The organism is Tissierella creatinophila DSM 6911 (assembly GCF_001940565.1).
GTDB lineage: Bacteria > Bacillota > Clostridia > Tissierellales > Tissierellaceae > Tissierella_A > Tissierella_A creatinophila.
Genome location: NZ_LTDM01000053.1, coordinates 1 through 24,535, shown reverse-complemented (window position 1 = coordinate 24,535; position 24,535 = coordinate 1). Strand labels below are relative to the sequence as shown.

The following is a 24,535-nucleotide window of genomic DNA, read 5'->3' as shown; positions in this document are numbered from 1 at the left end:
ACATCAGGAGGAAATATGAAAAAGATAAAATATGAAATAAAAACTATTAAATTTCTAGATAAAAGTTTAAGCTTTGGTGAGAGAACTCATATTATGGGGATATTAAATGTAACTCCAGATTCATTTTCAGATGGTGGTGATTTTGTTGATATAGATAATGCAATTAATCATGCCAAAGAGATGATTGCTTTAGGAGCTGATATCATAGATATTGGCGGGGAATCTTCCAGACCAGGTCACCAAAACATCACTACAGAAGAAGAGAAAAATCGAGTGATTTCAGTTATTAAAAGATTATCAGCTGAGACAGATGCGATAATATCTTTAGATACTATAAGGGCAGAAGTTGCTGAGGAAGGCTTAAAGAATGGAGCACATATAATCAATGATATATGGGGATTACAAAGAGATTTAAATATGGCAAAGGTAGTTGCAAAGTATAAGGTACCAGTAGTAATTATGCACAATCAAGATGGAACTGATTATAAGAACATGGTTGAAGATATAAAAGAATTTTTTAAGAAGTCTATAGATATTGCCAAAGAGGCTGGAATTAAAGATGATATGATAATATTAGACCCCGGCATTGGATTTGGGAAGACCCCTGAACAAAATATTGAATTAATGAGCCAACTAGATGAATTGAAATCATTAGGATACCCAATTTTACTTGGCACATCAAGAAAATCCATGATAGGTAAAGTTCTAGACTTGCCACCAAAAGAGAGAATGGAAGGAACATTAGCAACTACTGTATTGGGCATAGCTCAAGGGGTAGATATAGTTAGAGTCCATGATGTAGGGGAAAACTTAAGAGCTGCAAAAGTTACTGATGCAATAATTAGGGGTAAATAGTATGGACAAAATTATTATGGAGAATATGGTTTTCTATGGTTATCATGGTGTATTACAAGAAGAAAAAGTTCTAGGTCAAAAATTTTATATAGATGTCCAGTTGTATTTAGATCTAAAACAAGCAGGTCAAACTGATGATTTAAATCATACTGTTAGTTATGCAAGTGTCTATGAAACTATAGCAAGTATTATGACCAAAGAAAAGTTTGATTTATTAGAAGCACTAGCTAATAAGATTTGTGGTCAAATCTTATTAGCTTTTGAAAAGGTGGAAACTGTTAGACTAATGATTAAAAAGCCTAGTGCACCTGTAGCAGGTAATTTTGATTATTTTGCAGTACAGATCAAAAGGAGTAGAAAGGATTATGAATAAAGTATATCTTGGGCTGGGAAGTAATATTGGCGATAGTAAAAGAAATATTGAATCAGCCCTATTGTTGTTGAGTAAAAAAGTAAATATACTGAATAAATCTTCCTATTATGAAACAGAGCCTGTAGGATTTAAAGATCAACCTTGGTTTTTAAATATGGTAATTGAAGGTGAAACAAGTTTAAATCCTAGAGAACTATTAGATTTTACTCAAAGTATTGAAAGAGACATGAAAAGAGTCAAAACTATTGTTAACGGTCCAAGAATCATAGATGTAGATATATTGATATATGGTGATATTAAGATGGAATCAGAAAACCTCATTATACCTCATCCTCGTATGCATGAAAGGGCATTTGTAATGGTGCCAATGTTTGAATTAGCCCCTAAACTTGTAATTAATAATATACCTATCGGAGATATAATGAAAAACTTTAAAGGTGAGGAAATCAGGAAGGTGGTAGATTGATGGATAGAATTAATTGTCTTTTAGAAGATGCAGAATTCCTGATGTTTTTAAAGAAAAATGAAGAATTGGAAGTGGAGAGGGTTTTTTGTCACCATGATATTACTCACTTTCTTGATGTTTGTAGAATAGCTATGATAATTAATTGTGAAAGAGAACTTAATATAGATAAAGAACTAATATATGCAGCAGGTTTACTTCATGATATTGGTAGATGGGTAGAATATACTACAGGAAAAGACCATGCTATAGCAAGTGCGCAATTAGCAGAGGCTATTCTTAAGAGATGTCAATTTACTGATATTGAAATTAAAGAGATTACTTTAGCTATAATTTCTCATAGAGATAAAGAACATATAACAGATTTGAGCAGCCTATTATACGAAGCAGATAAAGCATCTAGGCCATGCTTTAATTGTAATGCTAAGAATAAATGCAAGAGATTTTTAAATGGAGAAATTTATTATTTAAAATATTGATTGATTTATTAGATTTTAGAAAGAAAAGAAAGATTTATTGTAGCTATGATTTTTAACATTAAATAATATACAGATATCAACTGATGGTAAATTTAATTCGGAAACTAAAAGGCTTAAACTAGATAAGAAACTTTTTTTATCTAGTTTAAGCCTTTTTTATTGCAGAATAAGAATTTAGAAACTAAACTCTTATAATACTGAACTTGTATGTGAGATATAGTGTTATGTTTGTTTGTTTATACAAGGGTATAAAGCTTTGACAATATTCTGAAAAAAGTATATAATTTCTATAAGATAATACGAATAAGGTAAATAATCACAAGTGAAGAAAGTGAAAAATGGGGAATAAATGATAAACAGATAATATTATTAAAAGATATAATATAAAAATTATAGGAGGGATTATATTGGAAAGAACATTTATAATGATTAAACCTGATGGAATACAAAGAAGAATTATGGGGGAAGTTATATCTAGAATAGAAAATAAGGGCTTTAAAATACTACGAGCTAAATTATTTAAACCAAGTAAAAGCTTAATTGAAGAACATTATCAAGAACATAGAGAAAAAGAATTTTTTCATGAATTAATAGACTATATATCAGGAGAATCGGTTATGATAATGGAGGTAGAAGGAGAATCTGCTGTTGAAGTAATGCGTCTTATGATAGGAAATAAGGATCCAAAGCTTGCAGCTCCAGGTACTATAAGAGGTGACTTTTCTAATGAAAAGACTCAAAATGTAATCCACGGTTCTGATTCGATAGAAAATGCAAATAGAGAAATAAGTTTATGGTTTTAACATATTCTTTGAATTTATAAATATAGATTTAACTTACGTTGATATATAATTATAATGGGTATATAGTTCACTGGAGGAGATAAATATGTCATCTCCAGTTTAAGAAGTACACAAATAAAATTATAGTAGTTAAAATATTTTTAAATATAGGGGGGATACTTTGTGAAACTTGGGTTTATAGTTAATCCTATTGCAGGCATGGGTGGTAAAGTAGGACTTAAGGGGACTGATGGACCAGAGATTTTAGAACAGGCTCGTAGCTTGGGAGCGATACCTGAATCTCCAAATAAAGCAAAGAAGGCTTTGGAGAGTTTATTGCCTCTTAAAGATAAATTACAAATATTTACCTATCCAGGAAATATGGGTGAAAAAGAGGCTATTGAAGTTGGGTTTAATCCAATAGTTATTGGTCAAATAGGAGATCAACTCAAGCCTGAAAATACGGAAGAAGCTGCAAGGAAAATGGTTCAAGAGGGAGTAGATTTAATCCTTTTTGCAGGTGGAGATGGAACTGCACGAAACATCTTTAATGCCGTTGGTACAAGTGTACCAGTTATAGGTATACCTGCAGGAGTTAAAATTCATTCAGGGGTATATGCAAACTATCCTAAAGCCGCGGGAGATGTAGCTCTTAATTATCTTCAAGATGATGAGAAAAAAACAAAAGAAGCAGAGGTAATGGATATAGATGAAGAAGCTTTTAGAAAAGGTGAAGTAACAGCAAGACTATATGGATATGTTAAAATTCCATTAGAAGAAGATTTAGTACAAAACACTAAGTCTGGAGCATTAGGATCAGAAGAAGATGCATTAGAAGGAATTTCTAATGCGATTATTGAAGAAATGGAGCCAGAAGTATTTTATATAATGGGATCTGGTACGTCCATAAGAGCCATTATGGAAAAATTAAACCTACCTAATACTCTTTTAGGAATAGATATTATAAAAAATAAGCAGCTAGTGGCAAGTGATGTAAATGAAAATCAAATTTTAGATATAATTGGAGATAATAGTGCTAAAATAATAGTTACTGTTATTGGAGGTCAAGGTTATATATTTGGAAGAGGTAACCAACAAATAAGTGCTGAGGTTATTAAGAGAGTAGGAAAAGACAATATACGTGTTGTTGCTTCTAAAAATAAACTTCTATCTTTAGATAGGAGACCACTTTTAGTAGATACAGGAAATGAAGAAGTAAATAGTATGCTTAGTGGGTATATTAGAGTATTAACCAGTTATCAGATAGAGTCTTTTGAGAAAGTAAAAGGATTATAATTTAATATTTTTAATAGCATACAAAGCCTTCAAATTAAAATGATATGCTCCACTTGTAGTAGACAGTTAAAATAATAAAAACTGTTTATGACAAGTAGGAGCATATTTTTATTATCTACATAAGTTGTCAAAAAAATATAATGATTTGTAGTATAATAAAAGGATTGGATAGTAAAATAAAAATAAGATTTTACGAGGTGGTGAAGATATGCATAATATCACTAAAACACAAATGATAAATAGAGTAAATATAAGTACGACTTATTTTAAAGGAAATGACTATTATAAACAGGGTAATGTGAAAAATATTAGAACTAATCCCAATCATGATTATTTTGTTGCAAATATATATGGAAGTGAAGTTTATCATACAGAAGCAAAATTTGATGTTGATGGATATATACAAATGACAAAATGTAATTGTAAGGCGTATACAAAATATAGTGGAGATTGCAAACATATTGTAGCTTTATTACTTTTTATAAAGAACCTCCAAAAACAAAAGGAAAAAACAGAGGGAAGTATAAAAAACATTCTTCAATTCTATGAAGAAGTGGCAGAAGAAGATAAGAAAGAAGTAAATTTGGAGGTAAATTATGAATGGAGAGAGTATGGTTCAAATATAAACTTTAGAATAGGGGAAGAAAGACTATATGTAGTGAAAAAACTAAGTGAGTTTATTTCACAAGTAAGTTATGATGAGGTAATAGAATTTGGTCAAAAATTTACTTTTGATCCACAAGTTCACTGTTTTAATGCTAAAGACTTAGAATTAATAGATTTTTTGACTATATTGTATGAAAACTATGATATGAATAGCGGAAGTAACTATGGTAGTAGATATGAAAGAACATTTAATGGGAAAAATATGGCACTAAGTGCTAAATCACTTGAAAAGTTTTTTAATTTAATGATAGATCGAAATTTTAATATTGATATAAATGGTTATAGACTTAACAATGCTACAGTGATTGAAGAAAAGATAGATTTAAAGTTTAAAATAGAAGAAGAAGGTAAAGATTTATTAGTAAGTTTAATAGATGAAGAAACATTCATTCCGCTTAGTGATGACTGTAGATATATTTTCTATAAGGATAATGTATATAAAATCCCTATAAATCAATCAAGATTTATAAGACCAATAATAAATGAAATAAAAGACAAGGATATAAAAACTATTAGAGTGGAAGAAGATTTAAAGGAAGTTTTTGTATCTGAAGTTCTTTTAAATATAAAGAAACATACAAAGCTTGAAATAGATGAAAAGGTTAAAGATTCCATTTATAGTGAAAATCTTGAAAGCCTTATCTACTTTGATAGAAAAGGTGAAGTTATTAATGGAAAAGTAGAATTTAACTATGGTGGTATAAAGATAAACCCATTTTCTTCAAAGAAAAAACAAGAAATTAATGAAGGACAAATTCTTTTAAGAGATATGGAAAAGGAAAGAAAGATTTTAGGTTTACTAGAACAAGGAGACTTTAAGGTAGAAGATGGAGGATTTTATTTAGAGGATGAAGAGAAAATATTTGATTTTATAAACAACGTTATACCTAAACTCCAACATTACTCTGAAGTTTACTACACGGATAGCTTTAGAGATATACAACTAATAGGAGGAGATAGTTTTTCAGGAGTTTTTAAGATAGATAGTGGTTTAGATATGTTAGAGTTTGACTTTAATATAGAAGGGATAGATATGTTAGAACTAGGAAATGTATTTCATGCTTTAAGAGAAAAAAAGAAATATTATAAGCTTAAGAATGGAGCTTTTTTGTCTTTAGAAAACAAGGATTTAAATAATGTGTTTGAAATGATGGATTATTTGGATGTGGATGTAAAAGAATTTAACAATGGAAAGCTAGAACTTCCAAAATATAGAACAATGTATTTAGATAAGTTTTTAGAAGATAGAGATATAGGATTTATAAAGAAAAATGCTAATTTTAAAAAGCTTGTAATGGATATAAAAGAACCAGATGATATAGAATATAGATTACCCAAAAAATTAAATGCAGAATTAAGGGACTATCAAAAAAATGGATTTAAATGGATCAAATCACTTTCAAACTATGGATTTGGAGGAATATTAGCAGATGAAATGGGACTTGGCAAGACAGTACAGATGATATGCTTTCTAATGTCTGAGAAGGAAGAAAAAGGGCAAGGGGTAAGTTTGATTGTAGTGCCTACATCTCTGGTATATAATTGGGAGGACGAGGTAAATAAATTTGCACCAGATTTAAGTACAATTATAATAGCAGGGATGAAATCAGATAGAATAAATCTCATCAAGACTTGTAGTAGATATGATATAGTAATTACATCTTATCCACTTATAAGAAAAGACATAGATGATTATAAAGATATAGATTTTAGATATCTTATATTAGATGAAGCTCAACATATAAAAAACAAAGGTTCACTGAGTGCCAAATCTGTTAAAAAGATAAAGGCTAAAAACTACTTTGCATTAACGGGAACACCGATGGAGAATTCTCTTTCAGAATTATGGTCAATATTTGATTTTTTAATGCCTGGATATCTTTTAAATAGTAAGAAGTTTACTGAGAAGTTTGAAAAGCCAATTGTAAAAGAAAATGACAGTAAAAAACTAAGAGAATTAAATAATTATATTAAACCATTTATACTTAGAAGGCTTAAAAAAGAAGTACTAAAAGAACTCCCAGATAAAATTGAGCAAAAGATATTGGTAGATATGACGGATGAACAAAAGAAGATGTATCTGGCTTATCTTCAAGCTATAAAAGGAGATTTGGGGGAAGAGATAAATGAAAAAGGATACAATAAAAGTCATATAAAGATTCTTGCAGGTCTTACTAGACTAAGGCAACTCAGTTGCGATCCAAGTGTATTTTTAGAAGAGTATAATGGTGGGAGTGGGAAATTAGATTTTTTAGAAGAAATAGTATCTGAGGCAGTTTCTGGTGGACACAGAATTTTAATATTTTCCCAGTTTACAACTATGCTAAGTGAAATAAGAAAAAGATTAGAGAAAATAAATATAGATATGATGTATTTAGATGGTAAAACCTCAATGGAAGATAGGGGAAAACTTGTAAAACAGTTCAACAAAGGACAATCAGATGTATTTTTAATATCTTTAAAGGCTGGTGGTACAGGATTAAACCTTACCTCAGCTGATATGGTAATACATTTTGATCCATGGTGGAATCCAGCAGTGGAAGATCAAGCAACAGATAGAGCACACAGAATAGGGCAGGAAAATAAAGTGCAAGTAATTAAGTTAATTACAAAAGGAACGATAGAAGAAAAAATATTTAAACTTCAAGAAAAGAAAAAAGAGATGATAGATAAAGTAATAAGAGAAGGTGAAACTCTTATATCTAAATTAAGTGAAGAAGAAATAATGTCATTATTTGACGTCTAAAATTAAATTACAATTTGATATTTTTATGAGAGATCTATAGAAGAATAATAAAAAAGGTGGAGAAGATTTAAAAATCTTCTCCACCTTTTTTATTAAAGTGCTTATGAAAATCATAGTTATAAAAATATAAAGATTATAACAACTTAATAAGTGATTCTAAATCTTCACATAAAACCTTAGCTAATTCAAAATTATTATCTTTTAATGATAAAGCTATTTTTATTTCAAGTGACTTTTTCTTTTGTTCAATTTCTAAATAGTCTTTATCAAAATGACTAGCATAAATCATCTTTCTAAACTTTCGCATACTCATTTTTCGAATTGTCTTATCTTCAATGATTAAAACATAATCCATACAGTTTACTATAGAATAGAAATCATGAGAAATCATTAAAATAGCACCGTTATAGTTTTCTATCGCTTTCTCTAGGGCTATTTGTGAGTAGGTGTCTAAGTGACTTGTAGGTTCATCAAGAAGCAACATGTTTGCCTTGCTAATTGATAGTTTGGCTAATTGAAGGATATTTTTTTCGCCACCAGATAAAGAACCTATCTTTTGATTAACGATTTCTTCATCAAAACCATGACTTAAAATACAGGATATAATATCACCAGAAGTTTTAAACCCAGCATCAAAGAACTCTTCAAGTATAGTGTTGGAATCATTTAACATTTCATCTTGAACTTGAGATAAATAAGCCATTTTAATATCTTCATTGACTTTAATAGAATTATTATTATTTTGAAAGATTTCTCGTAGTAAAGTAGTTTTCCCAGTACCATTTGGACCGATAAGGACTACTTTATCCGTAGATTTAATTTCAAAGTTAATATTTTCTAGTAAAACATCATCAAAAGCAAGACTATAGTCACTTACCTTTAAGGCTATAGCCTCTTCTATGACCTCATCTGTAGATAAATGTATATTTGGCTGATTGATATATACAAAGGGTGCTTTAATTCTACGCATTTTTAATCGTTCTTGAATTTTAACTCTAGAATTTACATGTTGACCTATAGAAGCTTCAGCATTTTCTGCGGCTGCTGCTCTAAATCTATCGATTAAAAGATCATTTCTTTTAATTTCTTCAGTATCAGCATGAGCTAACTCTTGTAATTCAATTTTGTTTTGAAGTAGTGAGAAGTTATAATCTATATATCTTCCATCAAATTCCTGGAGCTCCATGTTTTCAAGATGGAGAATCTTATTAAAACAATGATTCAGGAGATATCTATTATGTGTAATAATTAGCAATGTTCCTTTGTATGAGTTAATTAGATTTTTAAGAGCATTGAGATTTTCAAAATCTAAAAATACATCAGGTTCATCCATAATCATTAAATCTGGTGTACTTAGCATTTCTTTAATAACTTGAATAAGTTTGAATTCGCCACCACTAAGTTCAGTTACCATCAAATCTTTATGCTTGATTAAATTTGCTAAATTTAATTTCTTATTAATTCTACTTTCAAAATCATTACCACCAAGTGCATCAAATGCATCTGAAATTTCTTGATACTTTTCTAGCAAGTGATCGATATCTGAAGATGTTTCCATTTGGGAACAAATAGATATTAATTCATTTTGGAGCTCAATACATTCTTCTCCAATGTATTGAAATACTGTAAGTTTTTTTGTTTTATCCATTTTATAAAATTGGCTTACATAACCAATTTTACAATCAGGGGCTATTTCTAACTTGCCATCAAACATATATCTTTCTGGATCCATAATCAAATCTATTAATGTACTTTTTCCACTTCCACTTATTCCTATAAAAGCACAGTGCACTCCATCTTCTAATGTGAATGAAATTTTATTATATAGATCCTTTTGGGGAAACGAGTAGGATAAATTATCAACTTTTATCATATTATCACCTTTCTTTAAGCATAGAAGCTAATCCAAGTCCAATAGTAGCGGCTATGGCTGATATAATAAATGTAGTTGAATATGTTCCTGCAATCCTCTTTATTAAAATCCCTGTAAGTGCTGCCAGACCATAAGCTTGGTAGATAACTCCGTAGTTAGAACCATATCTAAAAGATCCAAACTCTTGATTTGTAAAAACAGGGAAAAGGGATAAGAATCCACCATATCCAACCGCTACACCACCAATACTTAAGTAAAACATTAGAGTGTTTTCTGTAAGTAAACTAAGTCCTAGAAGTGATGCTATTGTAATAACAAATATAATCTTTAAAACTTTTAAAGTGCCGAATTTATCAGATAGCGTACCAGAAACTAATCTACTACCTGCGTTAGATACGGCAAGAACTGTAATTAGTCCTGCGGCAACTGAAGCTTCAAGTCCAGCTACTTCCATTCCAATATCTTTTGCAGCTCCTAAAACTAAAAGACCAGGAATTACTGCCAACCAGTACATAACCCATGTAATTTTGAATTTTGATGTTTTCATCATTTCAGAAGTAGTATAATCATCTACGCCTTTTTCTAATGATTTTTTTTCATAACTTTCAGGATTGTTTGTAAATATTGCACCTGTTAAAATTAATATCATAGAAATTATGCCAAGTTTAAGAAAAGCTCCAGATACATCAGTAGTTTCTAAAAAGCCAGAAATAACTTCTTTAAAAATAATACTACCACCACCAAATATTGCTACTGATAAACCAGTTATAGTACCTTTGTTATTAGGGAACCATTTGATAAGTGTTGACAAAGGACATACATATACAAAGCCAACTCCTGCTCCAGCTATAACCCCATAAGTTAAGTATAACATAGCAGCTGAAGTAACAAATGATGATAATATAAGTCCACCACCATATAAAACTCCTCCAATTATTAGTGCGATTCTAGGACCTCTTTTATCAACAATTCTCCCAGAAAGTAGTGTACTAAAAGCAAATATAAATTGTGCTAGAGCATAAGGAAAGAAAGTAGCATCACCACTCCACCCTCGTTCAGTCTGTAAAGCAGTACCAAAGATACTCCATGCATAAAGTCCAGCAATAGTAATTTGTGCAAGTAATGCTCCAATTAGTACAATGTATTTATTCTTAACAGTAAACATAATCAAATGCTCCTTTTCATAATTATTTTAAACTAAATATTAACCAATAATTAAGTATATCCTTTGGAGTAACTCAAGGTCAATGTTTTTTTATACTTCTCTTCATTTTTAGAGATATTAATTCTTACTATCAATTAATCATAAAACATGTTGTCAATACGAAAAAAGCCTGTTATAATTGTATCTATGGTAATCCTCAGTGGTTACTAATGTTTAAAATTGGGGAATTTGGTTATTAATAAATTTATCTAAAAGGAGAGTACTATCATGAACAGTTATAATGCAGTATTAGCAAGAAATACGGAAAATGCTCCAAAAGGTACGGGTCTATATTCACAAACTGTAGCTTTCTCTCATTACAATAATCTTTCAGCTCAATTACCTATTGATCCAAAATCTGGTAAATTAGTAGCTGGTGGTGTAAAAGAGCAGGCTGAACAGTGCTTAAAAAACATCAAGGCAATTGTAGAAAGTATCGACCACGTTATGAGTGATGTTGTTAGAATCACTGTATTTGTTAAAGATATCCAAGATGTTGATGTTGTGAACGAAGTTTATAAAACATTTTTTCCAACATATGTTCCTGCACAGACAGTAGTAGCAGTAGCAGCTTTACCTATGGATGCTTTAGTGCAAATAGAAGCACTTATTTCAAACGGTGAAGGTACAATTCCAAACGCACCACAAGCAGGCGACCTTATAAAACTTACTAATAACACAGTAAATGCGCCAACATGTCCTCTATCTACACAAACAGTATCTTTTTCTCATTATAATAATCTTTCAGCTCAATTACCTATCGATCCAAAAACTGGTAGAGTGGTAGAGGGTGGAGTAAAAGAGCAGACTGCACAGTGCTTAAAGAATGTCAAGGCAATTTTAGAAAGTATAGACGTTCCTTTGGATGATATTGTTAAAATTAATATCTTCCTTAAAGACCTTTCAGATATTGAAGCAGTAAATGAAGTTTATACAACATTTTTCCCAGATTCTGGTATTGCTAGAGCGGCAGCTTATTTCCCTGCACGTACAGTAGTTTCAGCTTCAGCTTTACCTATGAATTCTTTAGTACAAATTGAAGCAGTAGTATCACACGGAGATGGTACACCTCCACAAGCTGTTGAAGACAGACATGGACTTATTATTGAAGCAAATAATACGGAAAATGCACCAAAATGTCCTCTATCTACGCAAACTGTAACTTTCTCTCATTACAATCATCTTTCAGCTCAATTACCTTTAGACGCAAAAACTGGTAAAATGGTAGCTGGTGGTGTAAAAGAGCAGACTGAACAGTGCTTAAAAAATATCAAGGCAATTGTAGAAAGTATCGACCACGTTATGGATGATATTGTTAAAGTAAATATCTTCCTTAAAAATATCGAAGATATGGATGCTGTAGATGAAGTTTACAAAACATTCTTCCAAAACGGTATCCCTGCAAGAAGAACAGTTGGAGTATCAGCTTTACTTGAAGATGCTTTAATTCAAATTGATGCAGTTGTATCTAACGCTGAAGGAACACCTCCAATAGTATAATAAGAATTTATTTTTAAATATAAGAACTATCAAAGTTACTTGTATAAAAAGAGACTATCTTAAAGTAAACTTGAACTTATAGAACTGACACTAGCAACAAGTGTCTATTTTATAAGTTCTTTTTTATATAAAAATAAAGTAACTTTTTATAAAGTATATATTTTGTTGTTCTGGTTCTATTTTGGGTATTATTATTATATAGATTATAGGACTTAAAAAGGGGGCATTATTGTGTACATTAAAGATATTATGACTAAAGATGTAATAACAGTACATGAAGAAGATACAGTTGAAAAATGTGCAAATTTACTTATTACACATGACTTAAGTGGTATACCTGTTGTAGATGACAAAGGCAAGGTTAAAGGAATAGTTACAGAAGGAGATCTTATAAGGCGTGCTTCTAGGATAGAAGGACCACCAGTTTTAGAAGTATTAGGAGGATTATTTTATCTAGAGAGTCCAAAAAAGTTTATTGATAAGTTAAAAAAGTCTATGGGAAGTATAGCCAGGGAGATTATGACTGAAAATGTAATAACTGTTGGGCCAGATAAAGAAATAGAAGATGCAGCAACTTTATTAGTTCAAGAAAAGATTAAAAGACTCCCTGTTGTAGATAAAGAAGGAAATCTTATAGGTATTGTTTCAAGAAAAGATATTATGAATTATTTATTTAATCCAGATTATTTAAAATAGGACTTTTCTCTAAAAGAAAGTCATAACAAAATTTAGATGATAAAAAATGAGGACAATTTAATATTTAAACAAAAACAGATGTAAGTAAAAAACTCATCTGTTTTTTTGTTTTTAAAATAAAATAAAACAAATATTAAAAAGATTGTTAATTTTTTAATATTTGTTTTATTTTGTGAAAAAGTATAGTATAATTTACGCATATATGAATATTTAAAAAATACTCAATATTCATACATAAGTTATTATACGAAAAAATTTATTTACTTAAATGGGAGAATAAAATATGAAGGGGGAAGTATTAATGAGTAGACTTAGTATCATTACAAGAGATAGAGCACAACAAACTATTGAAATTCTTTATAAAGACTTAGAAAGACGAATTGTAGCAAGTCCACCAGGACTATGTCCTATAGACTTAACATCATCATTTTTAAAGATGTGCCATGCACAAACTTGTGGAAAATGTGTTCCGTGTAGAGTTGGTTTAGGTCAAATGATAACATTGTTAGAAAACGTATTAGATGGTAAAGCTGATTTAACCACAATAGATCTTATTGAAAAAACAGCAAGATCTATCTACTATTCAGCGGATTGCGCAATAGGCTATGAGGCAGCAAATATGGTTTTAAAGGGAATTGAAGGTTTTAGAGAGGACTTTGAAGAACATGTATTGCGTGGTAGATGCAAATCTGAACTAGATCAAACGGTTCCTTGTGTATCTCTTTGTCCAGCTGGGGTAGATGTGCCAGGTTACGTTGCATTGGTATCAGAGGGCAGATATAGTGATGCGGTTAGGCTGATTAGAAAAGATAATCCTATGCCTGTTGTATGTGCGTTAATTTGTGAACATCCTTGTGAAACTAGATGTAGAAGAAATATGATTGATGATGCTATTAATATAAAAGGTTTAAAACGTTTTGCAGTAGACCATGCAGGGGAAGTTCCAGTTCCTAAAAGTGCACCTTCTACAGGGAAAAAGGTAGCTATTATAGGTGCAGGACCAAGTGGATTAAGCGCTGCATATTATTTGTCTTTAATGGGTCATGAGGTAGAGATATTTGAACAGAGAAGACATTTAGGTGGGATGTTAAGATATGGAATACCTAATTATAGACTTCCTAGAGAAACACTACAAAAAGAAATCGATACAATGCTATCTAATGGAATTAAAGTTCATAAAGAGGTTTCTATAGGTAAAGATATATCACTTGAAGAACTTAAATCAAAATTTGATGCAGTTTATATATCTATTGGAGCTCATACTGACAAGAAAATAAATATTGGAGATGGAGAAACAAAAGGAATCATTTCAGCTGTTGAAGTACTTAGAAAGACTGGAGACCATCAACCTCTTAATTTTGAAGGTAAGAACATTGTAGTTATAGGTGGAGGAAATGTAGCAATGGATGTTGCACGCTCTTCCGTTAGATTTGGCGCTAAAACAGTAAGTGTTGTATATCGTAGACGTAAAATAGATATGACAGCTCTAGAAGATGAAGTAGAGGGAGCTATAGCTGAAGGCTGTGAAATATTAGATTTACACACCCCTGTAAAAATTGAAAAAGATGAAAACAATAATATAAAAGCTCTATGGATACAACCTCAAATAATTGGAAAAATACCTTATGATAGACCAGTTCCTGTAGATGCTGCTATAGAACCTAGAAGAATCGAATGTGATATATTAATTACTGCGGTAGGTCAAGGGGTAGAATCTAAGGATTTTGAAAAAGATGGTATTCCTGTAACACAAGGAGTAATTGATGCATTAAATTGGAGTGGTGTAAAAGATGTACCAGGAGTTTACGCAGGTGGAGACTGTGTATCTGGCCCAGCAACTGTAATAATGGCAATAGCAGCAGGGAAAGTAGCAGCTGCAAATATAGATGAATATCTAGGTTTCCACCATATTATAGAGTCAGATGTAGATGTGCCAGAGCCTGTACTATGGGATAGAATAGCTTGTGGTCGTGTAAATTTAAGGGAAAGAGATGCTCTAGATAGAATCGAAGATTTTGATTTAATAGAACTAGGTATGACTGAAGAGGAAGCTAAACAAGAATCAAATAGATGTTTAAGATGTGATCATTTTGGACTGGGAGCACTTAAAGGAGGGAGGACTGTAAGATGGTAAATTTAATTATTGATAATAAAGAGATAAGTGTGCCTGAACACACAACTATCCTTGATGCAGCAGTACAAAATGGAATACTTATTCCAAATCTTTGTTATTTAAAAGATTTAAATGAGATTGGTGCCTGCAGAGTTTGTTTGGTCGAAGTAGAGGGAACTAGTAGACTTATCACATCTTGTAATAATACAGTAAAAGAAGGAATAGTAATCCATACAAATAGTCCAAAGGTAAGAGAGGCAAGACAAACAAATGTCGAGTTAATTCTCTCTCAACATGATGCAACATGTGCTGTATGTGTTAGAAGTGGAAATTGTGGACTACAAACAGTGTCAAATGATTTAGGAATAGTTGATGTTCCTTACGAAGAAAAACTAACACATGATAATTGGCCAAAGGATTTTCCTTTGATTAGAGATGAAGAAAAATGTATTAAATGTATGAGATGCATTCAAGTTTGTGATAAAATACAAGATTTAAATGTATGGGATATAACCAATACAGGATCTAGAACTAATGTGAATGTTTCTCATAATAGAACGATTGACCAGTCAGATTGTTCACTTTGCGGTCAGTGTATAACTCATTGTCCAGTTGGCGCATTGAGAGAGAGAAATGATGTAGATAAGGCATTTGATGCTTTAGCTCAAAAAGATAAGATTACCGTTGTTCAAATAGCTCCAGCTGTTAGAGCAGCTTGGGGAGAAAACTTAGGAATAGATAGAGAATTTGCAACTGTTAAAAGATTGGTTTCAGCATTAAGACAAATGGGATTTGATTTTATCTTTGACACCAATTTTGCAGCAGATCTTACAATCATGGAAGAGGGTAGTGAATTTTTAGAGAGACTTGGAAGAGCAGAAGATAAAAACTTGCCGATGTTTACTTCTTGTTGTCCTGGATGGGTACGTTTTATGAAATCGCAATATCCAGATATGGTAGATCAACTCTCAACTGCAAAATCACCTCAACAAATGTTTGGGGCAATTTCAAAAACTTACTATGCAGATTTATTGGATGTAGATCCATCGAGAATATTTAATATTTCAATAATGCCATGTACTGCTAAAAAATATGAAGCGGGAGTTTCAGTTCTAAGTGATGCAGGTGTAGGGCAAGATGTAGACCTTGTTCTTACAACTAGAGAAATCTCTAGAATGATTCGTGCAGAACATATCAATCTAGAATTATTAGAAGAAGAAGAATTTGATATGCCGCTAGGTGCTGGTACTGGAGCTGGAGTTATATTTGGTGCAACTGGTGGAGTTATGGAAGCAGCCCTTAGATCAGCTTATTATTTAGTTATGGGAGAAAATCCAGATCCTGATGCATTCAAGGAAGTTAGAGGAAGAGAAGGATGGAGAGAAGCAAGCTTTGATTTAGCGGGTTCAAAACTTAGAGTTGCTGTTGCAAGTGGGCTTGGAAATACTAGAAAGCTAATGGAATCCATTAGATCAGGAGAGTCAAATTATGACTTTGTTGAAATCATGGCATGTCCTGGTGGATGTGCAGGCGGTGGAGGCCAACCTATTGAGGATGGTAAGGAGCTAGCTGAAGAAAGAGCAGAGGTACTATATGGTTTAGATAAGGTAAATAATCTACGCTTCTCACATGAGAACCCATCGGTTTTAAAGTGCTATGAAGATTATTTAGAAAAACCACTATCACATAAATCACATAAATTACTTCATACTACGCAGAGAGATTGGTAATAAGATATTATAAGAACTTATAGAAAGTGTGACGAGATGAAAAGAAAAATTTTATTATTTGTATCAATAGCTATTATTTCTATAATGGCTATTGGTTGTCAAAAAGAAACTACTCCAACAAAAAAACCTATAGAACCTATAGAACCTAAAACTGTTAAGTTTTACTATCAAGATGGCACGCCAGCTTTGACAGTAGCAAAACTTGCTAAGGAAAATCCTGATATAGATAAGAACATAACCATTGACTATCAAATGCAAAAATCACCAGATTTATTGGTCTCCGAGATACTTAAAGAAGGAGCTGATATTGCAATTGTTCCATCTAATCTAGCAGCACAAGCATTTAATAAAGATCTTTCATATAAAGTGATAGGTACTGCTACATGGGGATCTATGTATTTAACTAGTACAGAAGATATAAAGAGTTTTCAAGATTTAAAGGGAAAAGAAATATATACTTTTGGTAAAGGTCTTACTCCAGATTTAGTTCTTAGATACATTCTTTCAAAAAATGGTGTAGAACCTGATAGTGATGTAAAGATTACCTATCTAAATAGTGCTGCAGAAATGGGCCCTGCATTTTTAAGTGGAAAAACTAATTTAGCTGTCTTACCAGAGCCATTACTAAGTGTTGTTACAACAAAAAAAGAAGATGCTAAAATAATATTTGATTTAAACGAAGAGTGGAGCAATGCTTCTGGCGCTGAAAAAGGATTTCCTCAGTCAAGTTTGATAATTAAAACAGACTTAATAGAAGAGGATAAAGAGTTTGTAGAAAAGTTTATAAAAGAATATGAAGCTAGTCGTAAATGGGCAATAGAAAACCCAAGTGAACTAGGGGAGTATGTTGAAGAGTTAGAAATTAGTGTTGCAAAAGAGATAGTAAAGAAAGGGATTAGATGGACAAATCCTGAAAACTTTAATATTAAAGATAGTATCCCAGAATATGAAACTTATTATAAAGCTATACTAGATTTTGAACCTAAGTTTATAGGAGGAAAAGTTCCAAGTGAAGAGTTATATTTTGAAAAATAGAAAACTATCTATAATTTCAAAAATATATCTTATCATTATATGGATACTTTTATCACAAACTATAAATAATGATGTGATAGTTCCATCAATTAAAAGTACTTTTATTAGCATGATAGAGCTAATAAAGGATCCAGGGTTTTTAAATATAATTAGTTCTACGATATTAAGAACCCTATTAGGGTTCTTAATATCTTTATTTTTAGCTATAATCCTTGGGATTTTATCTAGTATTTCTAAAATAGTACATAATTTGATGCAACCTATATTAAAATTCTTAAATTCTGTACCTACTATTGCTATAATTGTACTTGCTTTAATATGGCTTAATAACGAAATTGTTCCTATATTTGTTGGATTTCTAATGGTTTTTCCAGTATTGTATGAAACAGTTTTACAGAGTATATTAAATATAGATAAGAATATTATACAAATGGCCTATCTATATAGGGTAAACAAGATAGAAATTATAAAAAATATTTATATTCCAAATATTTTTTATAACCTAAGTACGATATTTAACAGTGCCTTGGGAATCAATTTAAAAATGGTAATTGCAGGTGAAGTGCTAGCGCAACCTAAATATTCTATTGGAAGTAAAATTCAGCTAGAAAGAATGTATCTAAATACTTCTGGAGTTTTTGCATGGATTATAATAATATTATTTATTTCGGCGATGTTTGACTATATGGTTAAGGCTTTAAGATATCTTTTTGGGATAAATAAATGGAAGTGATGATTTGAAGTATGGAGTTAAAAATATAAACAAAAGCTATAAAGATTTAAAAATTTTGGATAATATAAGTATTGATTTTGAAGAATATAAAACTACATGTATTTTAGGAGAATCAGGAGTAGGTAAAACCACGTTATTAAATATAATAGCTGGAATTACAGATAAAGATACTGGTGATATAATTGGATTTGGAGATGAAGTTAGTAGTTTTGTCTTTCAAGAAGACAGACTTATTGAATGGAAAAATGTAAAAGACAATATAAGCTTTGTTCTACAAAAGAAAATTAAAAAGATAGAGATAGAAAATCTTATAGATAAATATTTAAAATTAGTAAATCTAGAAGAATATAAATATTTCTATCCTAAGGATCTTAGTGGGGGAATGAGACAAAGAATTAGTATATTGAGAGCTTTTATCTATCCTTCAAGGATACTTATTATGGATGAACCCTTTAAATCTCTAGATATCAACAATAAACAAATAGTAATAGAACTATTTAAAAAACTTAAAACTGTTGAAAAAAAAACATGTATCCTAGTAACACATGATGTAGAAGAAGCTATTACATTGGGAGATAAAATTGTTATTCTTTCAAATAAACCAACAAGAGTAAATGTTATTATTGATAATTCATCTATTTTAGATGAAAATGATGAGAACAAGAGTAAACTAAAAAAAGTTATTGAAGGAAAAATGATAAGAAATATATAAATTTAAAACAAATCCTAAGATTATTATAATCTTAGGATTTGTTTATGGTAGACTTTTATTTTTATGCCTTATTCAAATTATTTTTCACTAGATAAAGCAGCATCAGATAAAGTAGCCTCAGATAAAACTAAATTTTCTTGTGGCTTACCTATAGAAGAAAATATCTTATCAATTATTGGAAATGCAATGAAAGAAGCTACTATACCATTTATTGGAGCTACTCCTGGGCTGGCATAAGCTAAAAGTGCACCGATTGCATATGCAATTAAACCTGTGTAGTTAAAGCTTTTCATTTCTACTTCTGCTAATTTAGGAAGTTTTCTTTTCTGCTTTATATAGTAATCTGCCATAATAACTCCACCTATAGGAGGTATTATAGTACTCATTAGGACTACAAAAGGTATTAACCAATTGTACATTCCTGCTATAGCTAATAATGTAGCTACAGTACAACCTAAGAAGTTCATTAAACGTCTTTTCTCTGTTCTAAAGAAGTTACATCCAGCAACTGATACACTGTAAATAGTATTATCTTGAGTGGTCCAAATATTTAGAAACAGCATTATTATAGCCGGTATCTGCAATCCTTGTAATAACAATACCTCAACAACATCTGGCTGATTATAAACATAACCTCCAAAAGCACCTGTTAATACCATTAAACCATTTCCTAAAAAGAAAGCAACTATACTAGCTACAATAGCAACCTTAGGTGTTTTAGCAAAACGAGTCCAGTTTGTAGACTGAGTACCCCCACTTACAAAGGTACCAAATACTAAAGTTAAAGCGGCAGTAAAGGTCATAGGCACTTCAGGAGTTTTAGCAAATCCAGCAAATCCTCCTATATCTTTAAATCCAATTCCAAAGCTCCAAAATATAAGTAAAGCCATGGCAGGAACAGCTATATTAGATAGCATTGCAATTCCTTTATATCCAATATATGAAGTTAAACTAAATCCATAACCAAATATAATCATCAATGGAATCGTCCAAGCTGGATTAAGATTCATCATTTTAACAAATACCATAGCAATAGTTGCTGTTCCCCAAGCATACCAACCTATTTGAGTAAATGCAAAGAGAAGATCTACTAGTTTACTACCTTTGTCACCAAAACTATATCTAGATAAAACTACGGAATTATAGCCTGTTCTTTGTGCTATATAACCTAGAGCTGCAACATATAGCCCAAGTAATAAGTTACCAATAACTATAACATACATAAGATCTGGGAAAAACTTATAATGAGCTCCTATTTGACCTCCAGCAAACATAGTAGAGGTAAAGAATGTAAAACCTAATAGTACTACCATCATAGAAAACATACCTTGCTTATCGCCTTCGGGAAGTTCCCCTAATGGGTTATCATCTGATGCTATGGTTTTTTTAGTCTTGTCTTCACTCATGAAAAACACTCCTTTTTATTTTTATTTAAAACCAGTTAAAATATAAAAATCATTTCTTTAAAAAACTAACTGTTCTATCATAAATTCTTCTTTAAAAAATACTAAGAAGTTCTCGATAACATTATCTACAATAATCTTACCTTTTTCAGGGCTACTTGAGATAGAAGTATATAGGTTGCCTGAACTCGGAATTAAAGTTTTAGAAACTGGGTATCTTTGGTATTTGGGAACGTTTTCCAGACCTTCCTCAGATAACAATTCGTATCTAACTAAGTGAGGCTCAAAATACATCATTAGGGATGTTTCAGTTATAGCAGCATGCTCTAAGTCCCAACCTCTAAATGGTCTTTCATTAAAGATTTGAGGCATAACATCTTCTGAAATATTATCCCACCAACTTGCAAGAACGATTTTAGGGAATTCTTCTTGTTGATCTTTAATCACTAAATCTGCTGCTTCTGATAAAAAGGCTTGATTTTCATAGTGACTATTTAATAAAATTATCTTTTTCCAACCATCTTTTAAAAATTCATTTAAGATATCTTGAACTAGTATTGTAAGAGTGTTACCATTTAAATCAATTGTTCCAGGAAACAATGGACCTCCACCGCTAGTTGGATTTGACTTATATCCATAAGAGAGAGCAGGAGCTATAAACCCATTTAATTCTTTTGCAAGCCTTTGAGCAAAGTTTACAGATATAACATTGTCCACACTAAGTGGCAGATGTAAACTATGTTGTTCAGTAGCACCAATAGGAATTATGAGAACGTTATCCTCAGTTATATCAGCATATTCTTCCCAAGTTAGATTTTCAATAAATAGACTTTTCATATTTAATCCCCTTTCATTTATAAAATGCTATATAATATTAAATTAAAATTTCAATATAAATATAGTGAAATTTTGATTTTAAAATAGACTCTATGCCATCTAAAAATATAAGTTAAAATAATGTCTTTTTTATAATTAGGAAAATGTTTTCACAATAAACGATATATAACAATCATATGAATCAATATTATAAATAAGTCTAACTTTTTTTATTTATTTATAATATTTTATTTACTATAGAATTATAAATAAATTTAATGAGGTATTATCGTAAGAAAAGATAGTTATGTTTAATTAGAGAATCTGTCTTAGATTTTAAAGATTAATATAAAAAAATAGCCAGGGAACTATAATTCCCTGGCTATTTTTTCATAAATCATTCCTAAACAATTGGTTAAAATTATAGCCTAAGCTATTTAATTAAATAGCTTAGGCTAAGATAAAATCAAATTATTTAATTGTTTTTATTGAAGAATTCTTTTATAAATCTTCTCTTACAAGAGGCATTGTCATACATCTTGGGCCTCCACGGCCACGTACTAATTCACTTCCTGGAACTTTAATTAATCTTAATCCATGTTTTTCTAATAAATCGTTAGTTATTGGGTTACGGTCATACACTACAACAACACCAGGTGCGATTGTTAATGTGTTTGATCCATCGTTCCATTGCTCACGAGCAGAGTCTACAAGTCCACCACCAGCACAAGGAATTAATGTTACTGAATCTAAACCTAATGATTGTGCTAAGACTTCACTTAATTTATGGCTTTCTTTTTCAACAATTTTAACTTCACCGTTTTCACCTGGAGTTAATGAAAACACACGTAATCCTCCTTCGATTTCTGGGTGAATAGTAAATTTGTCATAGTCAACCATTGTAAATACAGTATCTAAGTGCATGAATTTTCTGTGCTCACCTATATCAAATGCTAGTACTTCTTTGAAAGCACCTTTTTCAAATACACGTTTTGCTAATATTTCGATTGCACGAGAGTCTGTACGTTCAGAAATACCAATAGCAAGAACGTCTTTAGAAAGTACTAACTCATCTCCACCTTCAATACGGTTTTCATCATCACGAGAATAAAACTTGTCTACATTTTCTTTATATTCTGGGTGATATTTAAAGATATAGTGGCCGTAAATAGTTTCACGGTTACGTGTTTCTGCAAACATTTTGTTAATACTTACGCCATTGCCCATTGTTGCGAATGGATCACGTGAAAAATATAGGTTAGGCATTGGATCAACTAAGAAAGGATAGTCACTTTCCATTAAGTCGGCTAATGAAGAAGCAAAGTTTTCGCTGTTAATTTCTGTTCTTCTGAATCCTTCCATTGTTTTAAGAACCATTTCAAAAGTATCCATTGCTAATAATTGTTCTTTTACAATAGTTTTAACACTTTCTGAAACAATACCAGATTCTGAAATCCATTGATCAACAAATTCTTCTTTTGCATCTCCTGCATCGATTGCTTCAGTAGCTAATTTTTCTAAATAAACTACTTCAACACCTTCTTTTTCCATTTCTTTAACGAAATTATCGTGCTCGCGTTGAGCTCCTTCAAGATATGGTATATCGTCAAATAATAGTCTATCTAAATAGTCTGGCATCAAGTTTTCCATCTCTTTACCTGGACGGTGAACAAGAACTTTTTTTAATTTACCAATTTCACTTGTTACATTAATTGCTGACATATTTTACCCTCCTAATATTTAGTATAGATATAATACTTTATAAACACGTCTATACTTTGTATTTATTTTATTTGTTTGAGGCAAGCCTCATTATAACCAAATAAACCAAAACTTACTGTTTCAATACATTAGTATTTATACCATATATTGAAATAATTATTCAACTTTATTTTATTGATAAAAAGGACTTATATATTAAAATATAATTCCTTTACATAGTATTATACACAAAACAACAAAGTATTTCAACTATAAACATATTGTATTTTGAGCTTGACTTATTAGTTTATTGGATTTATAATGGAATTAAGCAGGTAAGGGAACGATAAAAAACCACACAGTATTATTTTGAGACATTATCGATATGTATTATAATTAATAATGTGATTTGATACATAACTCATCTTACCTATATAAATTTCATATTTAAACATTAAATTATTTTGTAGCTCTGCATTGTTTTATTAACTTTAAATAAATGCAGTTGACTATAAACCAAAATTTTAGGAGGGGTATGAATGGCAAAAGTAGTAAATTCATGGAATGATTTTGACCCGTTAAAACACGTAATAGTTGGTAGAGCAGATAACACTTGTATACCACCAACTGAACCAGCATCTGAATCTAAAGTTCCTTTAGATAGTCCAATGCGTGGTATGACTGGACCTCGTCCAACAGATACAGTTGAAGCAGCTAATGAGCAACTTGATGGTCTAGTAAAAATATTAGAAGATCGTGGAGTAAAAGTTGATAGACCAGAAGTTATGCAATGGAATCAAGCAGTTGTTACACCACACTTCATGACAGGAAGCATGTTTGGAACAATGCCACCAAGAGACGTTCTATTAACAATTGGTAGCGACATGATAATGGCTTCAATGTCATTTAGATCAAGATTCTTCGAGTACCTAGCATACAATAAAAACCTACGTGAATACTTTGACCAAGATCCAGACTTTAGATGGATTGCAGGTCCTCGTCCAGAACTAGGAGAAGCAAGCTATAAAAAAGACTACTATGATGGAGAAGTTACTGAAGAAACTCTATTAGAGCGTACTGCAAACCTAGATATGGTTACAACTGAGCATGAAATTCTATTTGATGCGGCGGATGTATTACGTTTAGGTAAAGACTTATTTATACAACACGGATTAACTACAAACAGAAAAGCTATGGATTGGTTTAGACGTATGTATCCAGAACTAAGAGTACACGCTGTAAACTTCCCTGGAGACCCATACCCAATACACATAGATGCAACATTTACACCATTAAAACCAGGAACTATAATCAACAACCCACATAGACGTTTACCACAAGCACAAAGAGCAATCTTTG

20 protein-coding genes are annotated in these 24,535 nt (G+C 31.1%); 15 read left to right on the top strand and 5 right to left on the bottom strand.

Annotated features, from left to right (window positions below; all coding sequences use genetic code 11):
- The first annotated feature begins 15 nt into the window (after window positions 1-15).
- The 7 genes from folP to TICRE_RS10120 all read left to right on the top strand — a co-directional run bounded on the left by folP (window position 16) and on the right by TICRE_RS10120 (window position 7,660).
- Window positions 16-855: a dihydropteroate synthase gene (gene folP / locus TICRE_RS10150; protein WP_075727717.1), complete on the top strand. Its 840-nt coding sequence runs from the start codon at window positions 16-18 to the stop codon at window positions 853-855.
- A gap of 1 nt (window position 856) precedes the next feature.
- The gene (folB, locus tag TICRE_RS10145; protein WP_075727715.1) at window positions 857-1,228 is read left to right on the top strand and encodes a dihydroneopterin aldolase; all 372 of its coding nucleotides are present in this window, start codon (window positions 857-859) and stop codon (window positions 1,226-1,228) included.
- Window positions 1,221-1,694 (top strand): 2-amino-4-hydroxy-6-hydroxymethyldihydropteridine diphosphokinase, encoded by a 474-nt coding sequence (gene folK, locus TICRE_RS10140; protein WP_075727713.1) that lies wholly within the window; start codon window positions 1,221-1,223, stop codon window positions 1,692-1,694. Before folB ends, folK begins: the two co-directional genes overlap by 8 nt.
- The gene (locus TICRE_RS10135) at window positions 1,694-2,170 is read left to right on the top strand and encodes an HD domain-containing protein (protein ID WP_075727711.1); all 477 of its coding nucleotides are present in this window, start codon (window positions 1,694-1,696) and stop codon (window positions 2,168-2,170) included. Before folK ends, TICRE_RS10135 begins: the two co-directional genes overlap by 1 nt.
- Before the next feature lie 407 nt (window positions 2,171-2,577).
- On the top strand, window positions 2,578-2,973 hold the full coding sequence (gene ndk / locus TICRE_RS10130) for a nucleoside-diphosphate kinase (RefSeq protein WP_075727709.1): 396 nt from the start codon (window positions 2,578-2,580) through the stop codon (window positions 2,971-2,973).
- Between the two features lie 162 nt (window positions 2,974-3,135).
- Window positions 3,136-4,248, top strand: a complete 1,113-nt coding sequence (locus TICRE_RS10125) for an ATP-NAD kinase family protein (protein ID WP_075727707.1) — start codon at window positions 3,136-3,138, stop codon at window positions 4,246-4,248.
- A gap of 208 nt (window positions 4,249-4,456) precedes the next feature.
- On the top strand, window positions 4,457-7,660 hold the full coding sequence (locus TICRE_RS10120) for a DEAD/DEAH box helicase (RefSeq protein ID WP_075727705.1): 3,204 nt from the start codon (window positions 4,457-4,459) through the stop codon (window positions 7,658-7,660).
- A gap of 133 nt (window positions 7,661-7,793) precedes the next feature.
- On the opposite strand, the gene TICRE_RS10115 is transcribed toward TICRE_RS10120, so the two are convergent.
- Both TICRE_RS10115 and TICRE_RS10110 read right to left on the bottom strand, forming a co-directional pair.
- Window positions 7,794-9,533 carry an ATP-binding cassette domain-containing protein gene (locus tag TICRE_RS10115; protein ID WP_075727703.1) on the bottom strand — a complete coding sequence of 580 codons (1,740 nt, stop codon included), beginning with the start codon at window positions 9,531-9,533 and terminating at the stop codon, window positions 7,794-7,796.
- Window positions 9,534-9,537: 4 nt separating this feature from the next.
- A complete protein-coding gene (locus tag TICRE_RS10110; RefSeq protein ID WP_075727701.1) occupies window positions 9,538-10,698 on the bottom strand; it encodes an L-lactate MFS transporter in 1,161 nt (386 codons plus the stop codon).
- Window positions 10,699-10,965: 267 nt separating this feature from the next.
- Here TICRE_RS10110 and TICRE_RS10105 point away from each other — a divergent pair, with 267 nt between their 5' ends.
- The 7 genes from TICRE_RS10105 to TICRE_RS10075 all read left to right on the top strand — a co-directional run bounded on the left by TICRE_RS10105 (window position 10,966) and on the right by TICRE_RS10075 (window position 19,256).
- Complete coding sequence (locus TICRE_RS10105; RefSeq protein ID WP_075727699.1) at window positions 10,966-12,237, top strand: RidA family protein; 1,272 nt, start codon at window positions 10,966-10,968, stop codon at window positions 12,235-12,237.
- A gap of 231 nt (window positions 12,238-12,468) precedes the next feature.
- A complete protein-coding gene (locus TICRE_RS10100; protein WP_198927545.1) occupies window positions 12,469-12,933 on the top strand; it encodes a CBS domain-containing protein in 465 nt (154 codons plus the stop codon).
- A gap of 301 nt (window positions 12,934-13,234) precedes the next feature.
- Complete coding sequence (locus tag TICRE_RS10095; protein ID WP_075727889.1) at window positions 13,235-15,067, top strand: NAD(P)-binding protein; 1,833 nt, start codon at window positions 13,235-13,237, stop codon at window positions 15,065-15,067.
- Window positions 15,061-16,776, top strand: a complete 1,716-nt coding sequence (locus TICRE_RS10090) for an NADH-dependent [FeFe] hydrogenase, group A6 (RefSeq protein ID WP_075727697.1) — start codon at window positions 15,061-15,063, stop codon at window positions 16,774-16,776. Before TICRE_RS10095 ends, TICRE_RS10090 begins: the two co-directional genes overlap by 7 nt.
- A 36-nt stretch (window positions 16,777-16,812) precedes the next feature.
- Window positions 16,813-17,811 (top strand): ABC transporter substrate-binding protein, encoded by a 999-nt coding sequence (locus tag TICRE_RS10085; RefSeq protein ID WP_075727695.1) that lies wholly within the window; start codon window positions 16,813-16,815, stop codon window positions 17,809-17,811.
- The gene (locus TICRE_RS10080) at window positions 17,801-18,544 is read left to right on the top strand and encodes an ABC transporter permease (protein ID WP_233120192.1); all 744 of its coding nucleotides are present in this window, start codon (window positions 17,801-17,803) and stop codon (window positions 18,542-18,544) included. The genes TICRE_RS10085 and TICRE_RS10080 overlap by 11 nt, the downstream gene beginning before the upstream one ends.
- A gap of 4 nt (window positions 18,545-18,548) precedes the next feature.
- Window positions 18,549-19,256 (top strand): ABC transporter ATP-binding protein, encoded by a 708-nt coding sequence (locus tag TICRE_RS10075; RefSeq protein WP_075727691.1) that lies wholly within the window; start codon window positions 18,549-18,551, stop codon window positions 19,254-19,256.
- 77 nt (window positions 19,257-19,333) lie between these two features.
- Here TICRE_RS10075 and codB read toward each other — a convergent pair whose 3' ends face one another.
- The 3 genes from codB to arcA form a co-directional block, all read right to left on the bottom strand.
- On the bottom strand, window positions 19,334-20,662 hold the full coding sequence (gene codB, locus TICRE_RS10070) for a cytosine permease (protein ID WP_075727689.1): 1,329 nt from the start codon (window positions 20,660-20,662) through the stop codon (window positions 19,334-19,336).
- 57 nt (window positions 20,663-20,719) lie between these two features.
- Window positions 20,720-21,496: a creatininase gene (locus TICRE_RS10065; RefSeq protein ID WP_075727687.1), complete on the bottom strand. Its 777-nt coding sequence runs from the start codon at window positions 21,494-21,496 to the stop codon at window positions 20,720-20,722.
- 480 nt (window positions 21,497-21,976) lie between these two features.
- Window positions 21,977-23,197: an arginine deiminase gene (arcA, locus tag TICRE_RS10060; protein WP_075727685.1), complete on the bottom strand. Its 1,221-nt coding sequence runs from the start codon at window positions 23,195-23,197 to the stop codon at window positions 21,977-21,979.
- Between the two features lie 518 nt (window positions 23,198-23,715).
- Between arcA and TICRE_RS10055 the strand changes: the two genes are divergently transcribed.
- A partial coding sequence (locus tag TICRE_RS10055) for a serine/threonine protein kinase (protein WP_075727683.1) occupies window positions 23,716-24,535 on the top strand: 820 nt, incomplete at its 3' end.

Excerpts from the sequence above, each read along its gene's own strand:
- folP (WP_075727717.1), top strand. The coding sequence starts at position 16 with ATGAAAAAGATAAAATATGAAATAAAAACTATTAAATTTCTAGATAAA.
- folB (WP_075727715.1), top strand. The coding sequence starts at position 857 with ATGGACAAAATTATTATGGAGAATATGGTTTTCTATGGTTATCATGGT.
- folK (WP_075727713.1), top strand. The coding sequence starts at position 1,221 with ATGAATAAAGTATATCTTGGGCTGGGAAGTAATATTGGCGATAGTAAA.
- TICRE_RS10135 (WP_075727711.1), top strand. The coding sequence starts at position 1,694 with ATGGATAGAATTAATTGTCTTTTAGAAGATGCAGAATTCCTGATGTTT.
- TICRE_RS10120 (WP_075727705.1), top strand. The coding sequence starts at position 4,457 with ATGCATAATATCACTAAAACACAAATGATAAATAGAGTAAATATAAGT.
- TICRE_RS10115 (WP_075727703.1), bottom strand. The coding sequence starts at position 9,533 with ATGATAAAAGTTGATAATTTATCCTACTCGTTTCCCCAAAAGGATCTA.
- TICRE_RS10110 (WP_075727701.1), bottom strand. The coding sequence starts at position 10,698 with ATGTTTACTGTTAAGAATAAATACATTGTACTAATTGGAGCATTACTT.
- TICRE_RS10105 (WP_075727699.1), top strand. The coding sequence starts at position 10,966 with ATGAACAGTTATAATGCAGTATTAGCAAGAAATACGGAAAATGCTCCA.
- TICRE_RS10095 (WP_075727889.1), top strand. The coding sequence starts at position 13,235 with ATGAGTAGACTTAGTATCATTACAAGAGATAGAGCACAACAAACTATT.
- TICRE_RS10090 (WP_075727697.1), top strand. The coding sequence starts at position 15,061 with ATGGTAAATTTAATTATTGATAATAAAGAGATAAGTGTGCCTGAACAC.
- TICRE_RS10085 (WP_075727695.1), top strand. The coding sequence starts at position 16,813 with ATGAAAAGAAAAATTTTATTATTTGTATCAATAGCTATTATTTCTATA.
- codB (WP_075727689.1), bottom strand. The coding sequence starts at position 20,662 with ATGAGTGAAGACAAGACTAAAAAAACCATAGCATCAGATGATAACCCA.
- TICRE_RS10065 (WP_075727687.1), bottom strand. The coding sequence starts at position 21,496 with ATGAAAAGTCTATTTATTGAAAATCTAACTTGGGAAGAATATGCTGAT.
- arcA (WP_075727685.1), bottom strand. The coding sequence starts at position 23,197 with ATGTCAGCAATTAATGTAACAAGTGAAATTGGTAAATTAAAAAAAGTT.